At 73.0% G+C, this 15,246-nt stretch carries 19 protein-coding genes; 8 read left to right on the top strand and 11 right to left on the bottom strand.

The window, feature by feature from the left end:
* Position 1 precedes the first annotated feature (1 nt).
* Positions 2 to 460, bottom strand: coding sequence for an SRPBCC family protein (locus tag ABD292_RS20980; RefSeq protein WP_344209680.1), 459 nt, complete (start codon positions 458 to 460; stop codon positions 2 to 4).
* A 115-nt stretch (positions 461 to 575) separates the two neighbouring features.
* Between ABD292_RS20980 and ABD292_RS20975 the strand changes: the two genes are divergently transcribed.
* The 3 genes from ABD292_RS20975 to ABD292_RS20965 are packed head-to-tail and all read left to right on the top strand — an operon-like array spanning position 576 to position 3,573.
* On the top strand, positions 576 to 1,796 hold the full coding sequence (locus tag ABD292_RS20975; RefSeq protein WP_344209678.1) for an amidohydrolase family protein: 1,221 nt from the start codon (positions 576 to 578) through the stop codon (positions 1,794 to 1,796).
* A gap of 19 nt (positions 1,797 to 1,815) precedes the next feature.
* A complete protein-coding gene (locus ABD292_RS20970; RefSeq protein ID WP_344209675.1) occupies positions 1,816 to 2,859 on the top strand; it encodes an alpha/beta hydrolase in 1,044 nt (347 codons plus the stop codon).
* Between the two features lie 9 nt (positions 2,860 to 2,868).
* Positions 2,869 to 3,573 carry a helix-turn-helix domain-containing protein gene (locus ABD292_RS20965; protein ID WP_344209672.1) on the top strand — a complete coding sequence of 235 codons (705 nt, stop codon included), beginning with the start codon at positions 2,869 to 2,871 and terminating at the stop codon, positions 3,571 to 3,573.
* Between the two features lie 10 nt (positions 3,574 to 3,583).
* On the opposite strand, the gene ABD292_RS20960 is transcribed toward ABD292_RS20965, so the two are convergent.
* Entirely contained in the window at positions 3,584 to 4,225 is a 642-nt protein-coding gene (locus ABD292_RS20960) for an alpha-ketoglutarate-dependent dioxygenase AlkB family protein (RefSeq protein ID WP_344209670.1), read from the bottom strand.
* Positions 4,226 to 4,308: 83 nt separating this feature from the next.
* Here ABD292_RS20960 and ABD292_RS20955 point away from each other — a divergent pair, with 83 nt between their 5' ends.
* Complete coding sequence (locus ABD292_RS20955; RefSeq protein WP_344209667.1) at positions 4,309 to 5,124, top strand: alpha/beta hydrolase; 816 nt, start codon at positions 4,309 to 4,311, stop codon at positions 5,122 to 5,124.
* Between the two features lie 4 nt (positions 5,125 to 5,128).
* Here ABD292_RS20955 and ABD292_RS20950 read toward each other — a convergent pair whose 3' ends face one another.
* From ABD292_RS20950 to ABD292_RS20940, 3 genes are all read right to left on the bottom strand, one after another.
* Positions 5,129 to 5,680, bottom strand: coding sequence for a dihydrofolate reductase family protein (locus ABD292_RS20950; RefSeq protein ID WP_344209665.1), 552 nt, complete (start codon positions 5,678 to 5,680; stop codon positions 5,129 to 5,131).
* A 286-nt stretch (positions 5,681 to 5,966) separates the two neighbouring features.
* On the bottom strand, positions 5,967 to 6,302 hold the full coding sequence (locus tag ABD292_RS20945) for a hypothetical protein (protein WP_344209663.1): 336 nt from the start codon (positions 6,300 to 6,302) through the stop codon (positions 5,967 to 5,969).
* Between the two features lie 124 nt (positions 6,303 to 6,426).
* Positions 6,427 to 6,558: a hypothetical protein gene (locus ABD292_RS20940; RefSeq protein WP_344209660.1), complete on the bottom strand. Its 132-nt coding sequence runs from the start codon at positions 6,556 to 6,558 to the stop codon at positions 6,427 to 6,429.
* A gap of 158 nt (positions 6,559 to 6,716) precedes the next feature.
* On the opposite strand from ABD292_RS20940, the gene ABD292_RS20935 reads away from it, so the two are divergent.
* Positions 6,717 to 7,361 carry a TIGR03086 family metal-binding protein gene (locus tag ABD292_RS20935; RefSeq protein ID WP_344209658.1) on the top strand — a complete coding sequence of 215 codons (645 nt, stop codon included), beginning with the start codon at positions 6,717 to 6,719 and terminating at the stop codon, positions 7,359 to 7,361.
* Between the two features lie 321 nt (positions 7,362 to 7,682).
* On the opposite strand, the gene ABD292_RS20930 is transcribed toward ABD292_RS20935, so the two are convergent.
* The 3 genes from ABD292_RS20930 to ABD292_RS20920 all read right to left on the bottom strand — a co-directional run bounded on the left by ABD292_RS20930 (position 7,683) and on the right by ABD292_RS20920 (position 12,010).
* Entirely contained in the window at positions 7,683 to 8,591 is a 909-nt protein-coding gene (locus ABD292_RS20930) for a helix-turn-helix domain-containing protein (RefSeq protein ID WP_344209656.1), read from the bottom strand.
* Positions 8,592 to 8,846: 255 nt separating this feature from the next.
* On the bottom strand, positions 8,847 to 10,688 hold the full coding sequence (gene recQ, locus ABD292_RS20925) for a DNA helicase RecQ (protein ID WP_344209654.1): 1,842 nt from the start codon (positions 10,686 to 10,688) through the stop codon (positions 8,847 to 8,849).
* A gap of 122 nt (positions 10,689 to 10,810) precedes the next feature.
* Positions 10,811 to 12,010, bottom strand: a complete 1,200-nt coding sequence (locus tag ABD292_RS20920; RefSeq protein ID WP_344209652.1) for an MFS transporter — start codon at positions 12,008 to 12,010, stop codon at positions 10,811 to 10,813.
* A 35-nt stretch (positions 12,011 to 12,045) separates the two neighbouring features.
* Here ABD292_RS20920 and ABD292_RS20915 point away from each other — a divergent pair, with 35 nt between their 5' ends.
* The 3 genes from ABD292_RS20915 (at position 12,046) to ABD292_RS20905 (ending at position 13,413) form a co-directional block, all read left to right on the top strand.
* Positions 12,046 to 12,813: an SDR family NAD(P)-dependent oxidoreductase gene (locus ABD292_RS20915; protein WP_344209650.1), complete on the top strand. Its 768-nt coding sequence runs from the start codon at positions 12,046 to 12,048 to the stop codon at positions 12,811 to 12,813.
* A 28-nt stretch (positions 12,814 to 12,841) separates the two neighbouring features.
* Positions 12,842 to 13,087 carry a type B 50S ribosomal protein L31 gene (locus ABD292_RS20910; protein WP_344209648.1) on the top strand — a complete coding sequence of 82 codons (246 nt, stop codon included), beginning with the start codon at positions 12,842 to 12,844 and terminating at the stop codon, positions 13,085 to 13,087.
* A gap of 86 nt (positions 13,088 to 13,173) precedes the next feature.
* Positions 13,174 to 13,413: a DUF3040 domain-containing protein gene (locus ABD292_RS20905; protein WP_344209645.1), complete on the top strand. Its 240-nt coding sequence runs from the start codon at positions 13,174 to 13,176 to the stop codon at positions 13,411 to 13,413.
* Here ABD292_RS20905 and ABD292_RS20900 read toward each other — a convergent pair.
* The 3 genes from ABD292_RS20900 to ABD292_RS20890 are packed head-to-tail and all read right to left on the bottom strand — an operon-like array spanning position 13,384 to position 15,187.
* The gene (locus ABD292_RS20900; RefSeq protein ID WP_344209643.1) at positions 13,384 to 13,698 is read right to left on the bottom strand and encodes a DUF6343 family protein; all 315 of its coding nucleotides are present in this window, start codon (positions 13,696 to 13,698) and stop codon (positions 13,384 to 13,386) included. The two genes, ABD292_RS20905 and ABD292_RS20900, sit on opposite strands and share 30 nt — an antisense overlap.
* Before the next feature lie 27 nt (positions 13,699 to 13,725).
* On the bottom strand, positions 13,726 to 14,433 hold the full coding sequence (locus tag ABD292_RS20895) for a maleylpyruvate isomerase family mycothiol-dependent enzyme (RefSeq protein WP_344209641.1): 708 nt from the start codon (positions 14,431 to 14,433) through the stop codon (positions 13,726 to 13,728).
* Positions 14,434 to 14,464: 31 nt separating this feature from the next.
* Positions 14,465 to 15,187 carry a DUF4344 domain-containing metallopeptidase gene (locus tag ABD292_RS20890; protein ID WP_344209639.1) on the bottom strand — a complete coding sequence of 241 codons (723 nt, stop codon included), beginning with the start codon at positions 15,185 to 15,187 and terminating at the stop codon, positions 14,465 to 14,467.
* Between the last annotated feature and the right edge of the window lie 59 nt (positions 15,188 to 15,246).

The following is a 15,246-nucleotide window of genomic DNA, read 5'->3' as shown; positions in this document are numbered from 1 at the left end:
CTCACCCCCGCGGGGCGCGCTCGACGTGCTCGGCGAGCCGGTCGAAGAACTCGACCCAGCCCTCCTTCGCCTGCTCGGCGTGCTCGGGGTCGGTGTTGACGCCGTACTGGTGGAAGCGCATCTCGGTGCGGTCGCCGGTCGCGGCGAGGTCCACGGTCACCACCGACGCCGGGCCGTCTCCGGGGGCGTCGGGGTCGCCGGTCGTGAACACCAGCCGGCCGGGCGCGCGCACCTCGCGGTAGCGGCCGTCCAGCGTCACCTCGAACCCCTCCTCGCCGACCAGCGTGGCCCGCCAGACCCCGCCGGGCACGGCGTCCAGGGTGATCCGGCCGAGCGGCGTGGCCATCCCGCGCGGCCCGAACCACCGCGAGAAGCGCTCCGGGTCCGTCCAGGCGGCCCAGACGCGGTGGCGCGGGGCGGCGAAGCGGCGGGTGATGGTGTATTCGGCGGTCTGCGGCATCGGGTCCTCCTGGGGCGGGTTCGCGAGTTTCTGGGTGGAACACCTTCACGGTCGCGCGCCGCCCTTACGAACGCCTTCCTGTGCCCTTAAGACCCGTTGTGGCACCCTTGGGGGCATGCGCATCCTTCGCGCCGCGCAGGTGCTCACCGGCCGCCCCGGCGAGGTGATCCCGAACGGCGAGGTGGCCGTGGACGGCGCCGTGATCGCCTTCGCGGGGTCGCGCGGCGGCGCCGGCGAGCCGGGCGACGCCGACGAGGTCGTCGACCTGCCCGGCTGCACCCTGCTGCCGGGGCTCATCGACGCGCACGTGCACCTGGGCTTCGACGACAAGGTCGACCCGGTGACCGGGCAGAGCCCCGAGAGCGACCGCCACCTGCTGCTGCGCATGGCCGAGAACGCCCGCAAGCTCGTCTCCGCCGGCGTCACCACCGCCCGCGACCTCGGCGCGCGCGGCTTCCTCGACCTGGCGCTGCGCGACGCGATCGAGGAGGGGCTGGCCGTCGGCCCCCACCTGATCGCCGCGACCCGGCCCATCACGCCCACCGGCGGCCACTGCTGGTACATGGGCGGCGAGGCCGACGACCTGCCCGCCATCCGCCGCGTGGCCAGGGAGAACCTGCGGGCCGGCGCCGACTGCCTCAAGATCATGGCCTCCGGCGGGCAGATGACGCCGAGCGCGGCGCCGAGCTGGGTCCAGCAGTACTCCACCGAGGAGATCCGCGCCGTCGTGGAGGAGGCCGGCGCCCGCGGCAAGGGCGTGGCCGCGCACGCCCACGCGCACGCGGCCATCCGCAGCGCGGTCGAGGCCGGGGTGGCCACGATCGAGCACTGCTCGTTCTTCACGCCCTCCGGCCACCGCTACGACCCGGAGCTGGCCGACCTGGTCGCCGAGAGCGGCACGTACGTATGCCCCACCCTGCACGGCGTCTACTGGCGGCTGCGCGACACGCTCGGCCCCGAGATGCTCGACGACTGGCTGCACGGGATCGTCGCCCTGCGGGACGCCGGGGTGCGCCTCATCGCCGGCACCGACTCCGGCTTCGCCGCCGCGGGCGTCGGCAACCGCACCGACGGCTACGTGGCGGGGCTGGAGGTGTTCGCGGGGGCCGGGTTCGGCAACGCCGAGGTGATCGAGCTGGCCACGGCGCGGGCCGCCGACGCCTGCGGGGTCGGCGCGGTGACCGGGACCGTCGAGACCGGCAAGCGGGCCGACCTGATCGCGGTGCGCGGCGACCCGCTCCGCCGCATCTCCGACCTGCGCGAGCTCGTGCTCGTCCTGGTCGGCGGGCGGGCCGTCACGCAGACCGGCGTGGACACGGTCACCTCCTCTCTCTGAGACCGTTGAAGGAGTTCGCATGCTGCCCTGGTCCGCCGAGCTGGCCGGCCGTCTCGACCACCGCGTGATCGACAGCACCCTGCTGCGCGGCAACCCGCTGGGCGACCCGCACGAGCGGCCGCTGCTGGTGTACGTGCCGCCGGGCTACGACGACGAGCCCGAGCGCCGCTACCCCTCCCTGTACGTGCTGCTCGGCTACACCGGCCACGTCGCCATGTGGCTCAACAGGGCGCCGTTCCGCCGGCCGTTCCCCGAGCTGGCCGACGCCATGTTCGCCGCGGGGGAGGCGCCGCCCGCGATCGTCGTGTACGTCGACGCCTGGACCGCGCTCGGCGGCAGCCAGTACCTCGACTCGCCGGCCACCGGCCGCTACCACTCGTACCTGTGCGAGGAGGTCGTCCCCTGGGTGGACGCCCACTACCGCACCCTCCCCGGCCGCGACCACCGGGCGGTCACCGGCAAGTCCAGCGGCGGCTACGGCGCCATGGTGACCGCCATGCTCGCCCCGCACGTCTTCGGCGCTCTCGCCACCCACGCCGGGGACGCGCTGTTCGAGGTCAGCATGCGGCACGCGTTCCCGGGGTTGGCGCGGCGGCTGCGCGACATGTACGGCGGCTCCTACGACGCCTTCCTCGCCGACTTCCGCTCCCGGCTGGCCGGGACGCGAGAGGGCGATCTGGAGCTGCTGGAGATGTACGCCTACGCGGCGGCGTACTCGGCCGACGAGGACGGCACGGTGCGGATGCCGTTCGACGACACGGGGGCGCCGGTGCCGGAGGTGTGGCGGCGCTGGCTGGCGCACGACCCGGTGGTCATGGCGGGCGAGCCCCGCTACGCCGAGGCGCTGCGCTCGATGCGGGGCATCTGGGTGGACGCCGGGCACCGGGACGAGTACTTCCTGGACTTCGCCGCGGTCGCGTTCCGCCGCGCGGTGGCGGCGGCGGGCGTGCCGGACGAGCGGGTCCACTTCGAGCTGTTCGACGCGGGGCACGGCGGCATCGAGTACCGCTACCCGCTCGCCCTCGCCTGGCTCGCGCGGCGGCTGTCGGAGCGGAACGGCTAGGCTGCCCGCGTGGACAAAGCGGAATTGAAGGACCAGGTACGCGAACTTCGTGCGCAGGGGCGTTCTCCTAAGGAGATCGCCCGCGCGCTCAAGGTGCCGCCGTCCGTCGTGGCGCCGCTGGTGAGGGAGATCGCCACAGAGCTCGCCACGGGGACCACCACTGGTGGCGACACCCCCGACGTGGTCGGATGCTGGATCAACGTCGGCTGGAGCGCCGGCCTCGGCATCGACCCCGCGCTCGGCTGGAGCGACGAGGCGCCGGAGTCCGGCGCCGACGGCATGGTGTGCGTGCTCGTCGCCCGCCGCCACTCCTGGGACCGCATGGAGGTCTCCGGCTACCTCGCCGACGTGTTCTGCCTCGGCGTGCGCAACGCCATCGGCCCGCAGATCATGGACGACCGGGAGCTGGCGCGCTTCCGCGAGTACTTCTTCGGCGAGTACGCGGGCTGGCAGGAGGCGCCGTACGAGCTGGCCAGGCACCTGGTGCTGGGCTCGGTCGACTACGCCCGCACCCTCGGGTTCGAGCCGCACGAGGACTTCGGGCCGGTCGCCGACGCGCTCGGCAAGTGGGAGGGCGGCTCGGCGATCACGTTCGGCCGCGACGGCAAGCCGTTCTACCTGGAGCAGCCGGGCGACGACGCGAACAAGGTGCTGCGGACGCTGCGGCGCACCCTCTCCGACGACGACTTCGACTACGTCACCGGAGGCCGGTGACCTCGGTGCGTCACCGGAGGCCGGTGACCCGCAGCGTGACGTTGAGCCGGCCGGCGGCGAGACCGGTGGCCGGATCGCCGGTGCCGGGCAGGACCTTCAGCACGCCGTGGTAGGCGAGCCGCGACGGCCCCCCGAACACGAACAGGTCACCCGAGGCCAGCTCCACGTCCGTGTACGGCCTGCCGCGCGTCTCGGTGTTGCCGAACCTGAACCGGCACGTGTCGCCGATGCTCAACGAGACCACCGGGGCGGGCGACCTCTCGTCCTTGTCCTGGTGCATGCCCATCCGGGCATCGGCGTCGTAGAAGTTGACCAGGGCCGTGTCGGGGGCGTAGTCGTCGGCCGGGCGGCCGTACGCCTCGGCCACCGCGCGGCGGCCCAGGTCGGCGAGCCAGCCGGGGAAGTCGGCGACCTTGCGGCCGTTGACGTCGTGGGCCAGGCGCGTGTAGCGGTAGGGCTGCCAGTGCCAGCCCACGCACACCGTCTGGACCGACATCACGCCGCCCCCGGGCAGCCGGGTGTGCCGCATCGGCACCGGCCCCGTGGCCCACGCGCGGCAGGCGCGGACGAGGTGGCGCTGCTCGTCCATCGACAACCAGCCAGGAACGTGGACCGCGCCCGGCGCGATCTCCCTCATCGGCAGCGGGATCATCGTCACCCAGCCTACGACGCGGTTGTGAGGGCGGGAGCGGCCGACGTACGCTCGCCGCAGCTCGAACCCGAGGAGTGTGAAGCATGGCCGAGTCCCGTGAGCACGTCTTCGCCGGCGTGCACGGCGCCCGCACCGTCCGCGAATGGCCGCATGACGACCCCCGCTACGTCGTCCTGCTGATCCACGGGTACGGCGAGCACACAGGCCGCTACGAGCACGTCGCCGACCGGCTGGTCCGCCACGGCGCCGCCGTCTACGGCGTCGACCACGCCGGGCACGGCCGGTCGGAGGGCGAGCGGGTGCTCATCGAGGACTTCGAGGACGTCGTCGCCGACGTCCACACCGTCGAGGAGCAGGCACGGGCCGCGCACCCCGGCGTCCCCGTCGTGGCGATCGGCCACTCCATGGGCGGCATGATCGCCGCCCGGTACGCCCAGCTCCACGGCGCGGGGCTGGCCGCGCTCGTCCTGTCCGGGCCGGTGATCGGTGAGTGGGAGGCGGTGCCCGCGCTGCTCGCCCTCGACGAGCTGCCCGACCTCCCCATCGACCCGGCCACGCTCTCCCGCGACCCGGCCGTGGGCGCCGCGTACGCGGCCGACCCGCTGGTCTGGCACGGGCCGTTCAAGCGGGCCACGCTGGAGGCGTTCGCCGCCACGCTGGCCGCGATCGGCAAGGGCGGCACGTTCGGCGACCTGCCCACGCTGTGGGTGCACGGCGAGGACGACCAGCTCGTGCCGCTCGGGCCGAGCCGGGCGGGCATCGAGGCCGTACGCGGCACGGACCTCACCGAACGCGTCTACCCGGGCGCGCGGCACGAGGTCTTCAACGAGACCAACCAGGACGAGGTGCTGGACGACGTCATCGCCTTCCTCGACCGCGCCCTGTCCGCGCAGGGGTGATGTCCTACCTCACGGGCTCGTAGTGCATCGCCGTGACGCCGCACCCGAACGGCTGAGCCGAGACCCGGCGCAGCTTCCGGCGGCCGGGGAAGACCGGCATCCCGCCGCCGATCGCCGTCGGGTTGACGAACAGGTGGTACTCGTCGATGAGATCGGCTTCGGCCAGGCTCGCGACCAGCGTCCCGCCGCCGTACACGATGAGGTCCCCGCCCGGCCTCGCCTTCAGCCCGTTGACCGTCTCGGCCAGCTCGCCGCCGGCGACGGTCGCGTTCTCCCACGGCGACTCCGTGAGCGTGCGGGAGATCACGACCTTGGGGGTGCGGTTCATCCAGTCGATCGACTCCTTGTCCTCGCCGGGCGGCCCGGCGGCCCACGCCGGGATGAACCCCTCGGCGAGCCTGCGGCCGAGGATGATGGTGTCGACGTTCGCGGTGAGGGCGTTGATGTGCTCGCCGACGTCGTCGGTCCAGGGGAAGGTCAGCCAGTCCATCTCGCCGTTCGGACCGGCCATGTAGCCGTCGGCGCTGACCTGGACCTGGAGCAGCAGTTTGCGCATGGGGTCGAGTTTCCCTTCGAAGCCGTCGTCAATGGACACCACCCTGCCGGACCGACCTTACGATCCCCTTCCGATCACCTTCAGACGCCGCCTGGGTGGGGGCCGTTTCGCGGCTGCGGAGGCAAGGCGACACCCATCGCGTGAAGCCAGGCTTTCGGACGTTGGCCTACGTCCGCCTCGCGACGCCAAACTCTTGAACGCCGGCCTCGCGGCGTTCGCCGTGTGACGCCAACCTCTCCGTACACCAGCCTCGTGAAGTGGGCCTTCAGTCGTCAGCCTGGAGTCGTCAGCGGACCCGCAGCCAGACGTGTCCCTTGCCGTGGTCGCGGGTCAGCTCGACCTTCCAGCAGCCGCGCTCGGGAAAGACGAAGCCCGTGCCCCACTCCTGCCCGGGACGCCGCCAGTTCGACCCGCCGTGCTCCTCGGGGCCCCAGGCGAGCCGGGCGCGCGTGCCGTCCGGAAGCGTCGCCTCGACCTTGCGCAGCGGGCCCTCCCCGGTCATCCGCCATACGATCTTGACCTCCACGCCGCGCCGCACCGGCACCTCCCCGAACAGCAGCCCCCACAACTCCACCCCCTCGCCCGTGCCCCGCACCTCGGGAAAGCCGTCCCCTTGCGACACCGCCGTCCCGCGACACCCGGCCCCGTCAATGGTCACCACCGGAACGGGGCTCACGGTCCCGGTGGCATCGGCCGCGCCGGGCGTACCCTCAGCCCCCGGCTGCGTGCCACCGGTCTGCGGCGTATCACCGGTCTGCGGCGTGCCCGTCCCCGGAGTCGCCGTCCCCGGAGTCGCCGTCCCCGGAGTCGCCGTCCCCGGAGTCGCCGTCCCCGGCGTGCCCGCCGTCCCGGGTGCCGTACCACCACCGGCGCCACAACCAACCGCCACCGCAAGCACCGCCACGAGCGACACCACCATCCACCTCATCGATCATCCTCCTCGCCCCCCTTACACCGCCCGGCGGCGAAAGGTTCCGAGATCCACACCGATGACTTCCTGCCGCCCCTCCGGTCAGCACATCCGAGGAGGCCATCCATGAACGGTGAACGAGAACGGGTCCTGACAGCGGGCGTGGCCCTGCTGGAACGGGCGATCGACTACACGCTCGGCAGTCTGCGCATCGTGACCCCGCCCATGCTCTGCCGCGCGACCCCCTGCGCAGGCTGGACCATGGAACGGCTGCTGGCCCACGTCACCGACTCTCTCCGCGCCCTGAACGAGGCCGCCACCGGCACCGTCACCCTCGGCACGAAGGCGCTCGACCACCTGCGCACCGCCCGGCGGCTCAACCGCCACGACAACCCGGCCCTCCTCGTACGGGACGACGCCACCGAACTCCTCGGCACCTGGGCGGCCACGCTCACCGGCGAGCTGGTCTCGATCGGTGACCGCCACCTGACCAGCCCCATGGTGGCCGCCGTGGGCGCGATCGAGATCGCCGTACACGGCTGGGACATCGCCACCGCGTGCGGCGAGCCCCGCCCCATCCCGGCCCTGCTGGCGGACGAGCTGCTGGACCTGGCCCACCTGTTCGTGACGCCCGCCGACCGGCCGCACCGGTTCGCCGCGCCGCGCCCCGTCCCCCTGGACGCCCCCGCCGACGACCGCCTCCTGGCCTACCTGGGACGGGACCCGGCCGCCGCCGGCCGGCGGCCCTACCCGAACGGCCACTCCATCTGACCCGGTCCCGCGCGCCGCGCGCCGACACCGTACGATCGCCCTGTACGACATCCCGCGAAACCGGCACCTGACCGGGCAATCGGATGAGAAGATCGTAACTGGGCACACACCCATCGTTCGGGGCCGAAACACGTCCGGCCGGTCCGGCGGCGGCGGGGGGCACGCAGCGCCGGATCCAGGCCGACCAACGTGGTGGGGACGACCGTTCTTCGTGCGGCCGTCGCCACCACTCCCGCTTCCCCCGAATCCGTACGAAGGCTCAGCGGCCGGTGACCGCCCCCCGGCGAACCGGTGGGGAGGGTCGGATGCCGCGGGGACGGATCATCGGTGTGCGCGCAGCGCGGCCAGCACCCACCGGAAGGCCGGGACCGCCGGTGGGGATGGTTCCTGACCTCTGAGGATGCTCAAAAGCTGCCAATACCGCTCAACCCTGGGCTCGGCGACCATCTCCAGCCAGTCGATCAGGGCGGCGACCTCCTGCGCGGGCAGGTCGCCGGGGATGATCCGCGTCAGGACCGGCTTCGCCTCGTCCGCCTCCGGGGCGAGTCCGCGCGACAGAGCGGCCCCCGCGTGCTCCAGCACCAGGGGCCGGAGGTCGAGACCGTACTCCAGGCGGTTGTCCCCCTCGCCGCTGAGGACCATCCGCCGGACCGTCTGCCGGAAGCTCTCATCGCCCGCCAGCTCGGCCAGCTCCACCCACGCGCCGACCTGTCCGGAGGTCGGGTCCTCAGGGAGCTCGGCGGGAAGGTCCCGCATCCATCCTCCGACCAGCGCCGCGTCCTCATCGACGACGTCGGCGAACACGTGGTCGACGAAGTCGTCGATGATCTGCCGGCGTTCCCGCGCCGAGAGCCGGGCCAGTGCGTTGATCAAGGCGATCTCCTTCGTAGAGCTGTCTCGCTCGGTGAGAACACGCAGGACGGACCGGCGGATCTTCAGGGTGCGGATCTCGGCGTCGAGCGCTTTGACGTGCAGGTCCGCCACTTCGCGCAGCGTGACGCGCCTCTCCAGCACCTGCTGGACGGCGTCGAGGCCGAGCCCGAGATCGCGAAGCGTCCGGACCAGGTCCAGCCGCGCGACCGCCTCCGCGTCATACAGCCGGTATCCGCCCTCCGACCTCTGGACCGGCGGCACGACGCCGCTGTCGGACCAGAAACGGATCGTGCGCGCCCGCAGCCCCGTACGCCGGGCCAACTCCCCGATCGTGTAGAAATCCGTCACGTCGTCCATGACGCGAATCTGCACCTTCCACCCGGTGGAACCTCAAGCGATTTATCGGAAGTCGTAACCGGAGGCCGCATTAATCGCGTGGATTGTCCTGCGGCGCTTTGCGGAAAATGGCCGATGCGATTGTGGACGGTGCAGCACCTGGATGCCGTCCACGGATCTCGTCCCTCGCGGTGCCGGCACCCTCACGCGCTGAACGGGTGCGTCGGCTTCCCGTCGGCGGGCCGTTGCGCTCCGTTCTTGCGCCGGTGGCGGTGGCTATGCGGGGTCGGCGGCCAGGACCTCCAGGACCTGGTCGCCGTATTTCGCCAGCTTGTTCTCGCCGACGCCGTTGACCGTGCTCAGCTCGGCCGACGTGGTGGGGCGGAGGGTGGCGATCTCGCGGAGCGTGGCGTCGTGGAAGATGACGTAAGCCGGAACACCCTGCTCCTTGGCCACCGTGGCCCGCCAGGCGCGCAGGCGTTCGAAGAGCGGGGCCGCTTCGGCGGGAAGCTCGACCGCAGGCCGCGACTTCCCCGACCCGGAACCAGACCCCGAGCCGCCGCCGGAGCCGCTGCGCGTGCGGGCCGGGCGGAGGGTGTCGCGGCGCAGCAGGACCTCGTGGTTGCCGCGCAGCACCTCGGCGCTGGCGTCGGTGAGCACCAGCGCCCCGTAGTCGGACTCGACCGCGAGCAGCCCCTGCGCCAGCAGCTGCCGCACCACGCTGTGCCACTCCTGGTTGCCCAGCTCGGTGCCGACCCCGAAGACGGTGAGCGAGTCGTGGCCGTGCTGCAGCACCTTGGCGGTGGTCTTGCCGAGCAGGATGTCGACGATCTGGCCCACGCCGAACTTCTGCCGCCGCTCCTTGGCCAGCCGGAACACGGCGGACAGCACCTTCTGGGCGGCGACCGTGCCGTCCCAGGTCTCGGGCGGCGACTGGCAGGTGTCGCAGTTGCCGCACGGCTCGGCCCCCTGCTGGCCGAAGTAGTCGAGCAGCATCACGCGGCGGCAGCCGGCGGTCTCGCACAGCGCCAGCATGGCGTCGAGGTGCATCACCTGGCGGCGGCGGTGGGCGTCGTCGCCCTCCATGGCGAGGCGGCGGTGCTGGATGACGTCCTGCAGGCCGTAGGCCATCCACGCGGTCGCCGGCAGCCCGTCGCGGCCCGCCCGCCCGGTCTCCTGGTAGTAGCCCTCCACCGACTTGGGCAGGTCGAGATGGGCCACGAAGCGCACGTCGGGCTTGTCGATGCCCATGCCGAAGGCGATGGTGGCGACCACGATGAGCCCGTCCTCGCGCAGGAAACGGGCCTGGTGGGCGGCGCGGGTGCGGGCGTCGAGCCCCGCGTGGTAGGGCACCGCCGCGATGCCGTGCTCGACCAGGAACTCGGCGATCTTCTCCACCGAGGAGCGCGACAGGCAGTAGACGATGCCGGAGTCGCCGGGATGCTCGGTGCGCAGGAACTCCAGCAGCTGCTTCTTCGGCTCGGCCTTCGGCGTGATCCGGTAGTGGATGTTGGGCCGGTCGAAGCCGGCCACGAAGTGGCGGGCCTGGTCGAGGCCGAGCCGCGAGGAGATCTCGGCGTGCGTGGCGGGGGTCGCGGTGGCCGTGAGCGCGATGCGCGGCACGTCCGGCCAGCGCTCGCGCAGCTCCGACAGCGCGAGGTAGTCGGGGCGGAAGTCGTGGCCCCACTGCGCCACGCAGTGGGCCTCGTCGATCGCGAACACCGAGATGTCGCCCTTGGCCAGCAGCCGCATCGTGGCGTCCACCCGCAGCCGCTCGGGGGCGAGGTAGAGCAGGTCGAGCTCGCCGGCCAGGAACTCGGCTTCGACGAGCTGGCGCTCGCCGAAGTCCTGCGTGGAGTTGAGGAAACCGGCCCGCACGCCGAGCGCCCGCAGCGCGTCGACCTGGTCCTGCATCAGCGCGATGAGCGGGGAGATGACCACCCCGACGCCGGGACGCACCAGGGCCGGGATCTGGTAGCAGAGCGACTTGCCGCCCCCGGTCGGCATGAGGACGAGCGCGTCGCCGCCGCCCACGACCTGGTCGATGATCTCCTGCTGCCCCGGCCGGAACGAGTCGTAGCCGAACACGCGGTGCAGAACCTCGGAGGGGGTATCCATGCGGCTACCTTACGTGTTCGCGGGCGGACGATGAGTGAAGTTCGCCGAGGGCGAGCGGGAGCCCCCGGTGCGGAACCACCGGCGCGCCGCCGCCGACGAAGGACCACGCGCGCGTGCGGTCGTCAGGGGGCCGGGGCGCCGCCGACGGTCCCTTGCCGATCGTAGGCCACGAGTGCCAGCGCTCCGGTCGCGCAGGCCGCCGCCACCGCCCCCATGACCGCCGGGAACCCGGCGACCTCCGCGATCCCGGCCGCCGCCAGCGGCGCGAGCGCCTTGGCCACCGTGATGGGCAGCGCCAGCGCGCCGCTCAGCGACGCGAACGCGGCCGTGCCGTACCGGTCGGCGATGAGCGCGGGCCGCGCGATCGTGGCCACCCCGAACCCCAGCCCGAACAGCACCACCGCCGCCACGGCCCCGCCGGTGCTGCGCCCGGCCAGCGGCAGCAGCACCGCCGCGAGCCCCTGCAGCCCGAACATCGCCGCCGTGATCAGCGCCACCCGCCAGCGGGCCTGCAGCCCCGTGGTGACCAGCCGGCCGGTGACCGACAGCACTCCGAGCAGCCCCGCCACGCTCGCCGCGAACACCGGCGGGTGCCCGAGCGTGATCAGGTACGTCACCAGCAGCACCCCCATGACCGACACCGCCCCGGTCTGGGCGAGGAACCCGGCCGCGAGCAGCCAGAACGGCCGCTCCCGCAGCGCGTCGCCGACGATCGCGCCCCGGTCGACGCGGGACGGCCCCGGCCGGTCGCGCACCGTGAGGGCGTGCAGCGGCACGGCGGTCAGCGCGTAACCGGCGGCGAGCACCATCAGGGCCTGCCGCCAGCCGTACCGGTCCACCAGGAACCCGGTCAGCGGCAGGAAGACGCTGGAGGCGAACCCGGCGACCACGGTGACCGTGAGCAGCGCCCGTGCCCGCCGCGCCGGGTCGAACCAGGCGACGATCACCGCGAACGCGGCCTCGTACAGCACCGCGGCCGACGCGAGGCCCAGCACGGCGCACACCGCGTACAGCTCGGCCACGGAGCGGACCTGCGACCAGGCCAGCACGGCCGCCGCGCCGAGCAGCGACCCGGCCGTCATCAGGCCGCGCCCGCCGCGCCGGTCCAGCAGGCGTCCGACGGCGGGCGCCGCCACCCCGGAGACGAGGACGGACAGGGTGATGGCCCCGGTCAGCACGGTGACCCCGGCGTCCAGGTCGCGCGCCATCGGCGGGATGAACACCGAGAAAGCGTAATAAAGCACGCCGTAGCCGGCGGTCTGGGTGATCGCGAGCGCGGCCACCATGCGGGCCCGCGCACCCGGAGGAAGATCCTCGATCACCCCATAGAGCCTAACCCCGTGGGTAGCGTCGGATCATGACTCCCTCTCATGTGGTGACCGGCGGCGGGCGCGGCATCGGACGGGCGGTGACCGAGCGGCTGCTGGCCGGCGGCGGCGCGGTCGTCGTCATCGAGCACGACGCCGCCGCCCTGGACGCCCTCGACGGCCTCGACGGCGTCGTGCCGGTGGTCGGCGACGCGGCGGACGAGCAGGTGGCCGCGCGGGCCGCCGCCCTCGCCCAGGAGCACGGCACGCTGCGCGGCTGGGTCAACAACGCGGCCGTCTTCCGTGACGCCTCCGTGCACGCCTCGCCGATCTCCGAGGTCAGGGCGTTGATCGCGGCGAACCTGGACCTGGCCGTGGTCGGCTGCGCCACCGCCGTCCGCGCCTTTCTCGCCGCCGGCGGTCCGGGGGCGATCGTCAACGTCACCTCGCACCAGGCGACCCGGGCGGTGCCGGGCGGGCTGCCGTACGCGACGGCCAAGGCCGCCGTCGAGGGGCTGACCAGGTCGCTGGCCGTCGAGTACGGCAGGCGTGGCATCCGGGTCAACGCCGTCGCGCCCGGCACGGTGGCGACCGAGCGTTACCTGGCGTTCCTGGCCGGGCTGGGCGAGGAGGCGGCGGCGGCCGTGGAGGAGCAGATCGCGGTGCTGCATCCCATCGGGCGGGCGGCGGAGCCGGCCGAGGTGGCGGCCGTCGTGGCGTACCTGCTGTCGGACGACGCGGCGTTCGTCAACGGCGCGACCGTGCCCGTGGACGGCGGGCGTACGGTGCTCGGGCTCGACCCCGAAGCCAGGGAATGAAAACCGTTGCCATCTGGTTGATCGGGACATGCGAAAGAACCTGCACCCCGCGTACCGTCCCGTCGTCTTCCGCGACCCCAGCGTGGGCTTCGCCTTCCTCACCCGCTCGACCCGTACGAGCACGGCGACCATCGAGTGGGAGGACGGCCGGACCTACCCGGTCGTCGACGTGGACGTCTCGTCCGCCAGCCACCCCTTCTACACCGGTCGCGGCCGGGTCATCGACTCCGCCGGCCGCGTCGAGCGGTTCAACCAGCGTTACGGCAAGAAGTGATCAAGGCCCGCCCAAGAGGCGGGCATGCCGGAACTACCGGCGGGTAAAAGTTCTCCACCGGCGTGAGAGCAGCAGTGGTGGAGCGAATGGGTCTCTCTGGAAGGGAACGCCGCATACTCGCCCAGATTGAGCAGGCCCTGGAGCGAGAGGATCCCGAGTTGGCCCGGCGCGTCGCGGCCATCAACAGGATCGAGGCGGTCGGCGGCCTGCCGGAGCGGCCCTACGGGGACCGGGCGCGCCTGTGGGCGCTGACCCACTGGTGGGTGATCGTCGTGGCGGCCGCGCTGGTGATCGTGTCACTGCTGATAGCGGTCCTGGCCACCTGAGCCGGGCCGGCCACCTGAGCCGGGCCGGCCACCTGAGCCGGGCCGGCCGCCGCCGGAGCGGCGGTGCCGGATCACCAGCAGGTCGACGGCGGCGACGACCGCCACGACCGCCGCGATGGCCGCCTCCCACCGCCACACCTCCTCGCCCGTGCTCATGGCGCGGATCGCGAAGAACACCGCTGCGGCGACGGCGAGCACCAGCGCCACCATCGACAGGATCCGGCGCGCCCGCAGCGGGCTGCGCGCGGTCGTGGGCTCCGTGCCCGTACGGTCACGTAGCCACATGATCGCCCCCTTTCCGGCCCGAGTCGGTCAGGCCAGGCATCTCAGGGCGCTGGCCAGGCGCGGGTCGAGCCCGTGGGAGGCGGGCAGCCGGCCCACCGTCGCCGCCACGAACTCCGGGTAGGACAGCGTCGCCGTCACCCCGTCCAGCGCCACCCAGATCTCATCGGCCGTCTGCTCGACCTGCACCTTCGAGTCGCTCTCCGCCAGCGCGAAGCGGCCGACCGCGATCCGCCACAACGTCCGGTCGTCGGCCTCGTCCGCCGCGACCGGCGCCTCGACGTCGTCGGCGTGGGTGGCGTACTCGGAGTCGTAGTGGAAGGCCTGGCGCCCGTTGAGGTAGGGCCCGGCCATCGTCTCCAGCACGGCGTCCTGACCCAGCTCGCGCATGCGCCGCCGGGTCTCGCCGTTCTTCTCGCGCCACTCCCGCAGCACGTCCTCGACCGGCAGGTCGCGGCGCTGCCGTACGCACCACTCGTTGAAGTCCTCGTAGCCGCCGATGCCCTCGGCGGACATCCGGCTCATCAGCTCGGAAACGGTCCCGTCGAGGACCGCGTGGTTGTACATCTCCTCGCCCGCCAGGTGCGCCAGCACGTCGCGGACCGTCCAGCCCGCGCAGTGGGACGGCCGCAGCCAGCCCCTCTCGTCCAGCCCGGCGAAGAACCGGTCCAGCCTGGCCGCCTCGGCGTCGAAGATGTCGAACGGGTCGAAGTCACGCAGCGGGTCGTCCTCAGCCATACTCCGGACGCTACCCGTGATGTCCCGCCTTTCACGGACCCTTGACGATCAGTGGCCCGGCGGCCGACTTGGCCTGCTGGTATTCGGCGGCGCACGAGGGCGCGCGCTCGGCGGGCACCCAGCCGCCCTTGGCGATGGCGGCGTTCCGGGCCGGGTCGGCGCCGTAGAGCAGGCAGGCGAACGTGGCCGACTCCTCCTCCCCGGCCAGACGGCCGAGGCCGGCGTGCCCGGCGGCGAGCAGATGGCGGGCCTCGGCGGCGGCGACCGCCTGCTCCGGCCGGTCGGCGGCCAGCGTGAGCGCGGCGAGCCGGTCGGCCTGGTCCTCGGCGTCCGGCAGGCCCTCCAGCGTGCCCAGGGCGTGACCGAGCTCGTGGTGGAAGAACGCGGTCAGCGCGGCCTCGACGCGGCGGCCGATGGCGCGGGCGTCGGCCTCCTCGGTCTCGGAGATGCCGGTCAGCGTGCTCTCCAGCCGGTCGACCAGGGAGTAGCAGACCGTGATGCGGCGCTCGCGGGCGTCCCAGGGGGCGGAGCGCCCGTCGCAGTCGCGGGCGACGACCTCGACCGCCCGCGGCAGCCTGATCTTCGTACGCAGCGCGCCGCTCTCCTTGAGCAGCCGGCGGGCCTGCTCCGCGCGCTCGGACCCGGCGGGCTCGTACCGTACGGCGGGAGGCGAGGCGGCCGGAGGGGACGGCGTGGGGGCCGCTCCCAGCGCGCTCACCATGCTCAGGGCCAGAGCGGCGAGGGAGTGCGGCATGCGGGGGGCTCCTTCCCTGGGGGGGCGCGGCGGTGCGACCTACCATGCGGCGATCAGCT

Source organism: Nonomuraea bangladeshensis, from assembly GCF_039529455.1.
Taxonomy (GTDB): Bacteria; Actinomycetota; Actinomycetes; order Streptosporangiales; family Streptosporangiaceae; genus Nonomuraea; species Nonomuraea bangladeshensis.
Note: the sequence above shows the minus strand (reverse complement) of the source record. Positions and strands in the feature narration are given on the sequence as shown.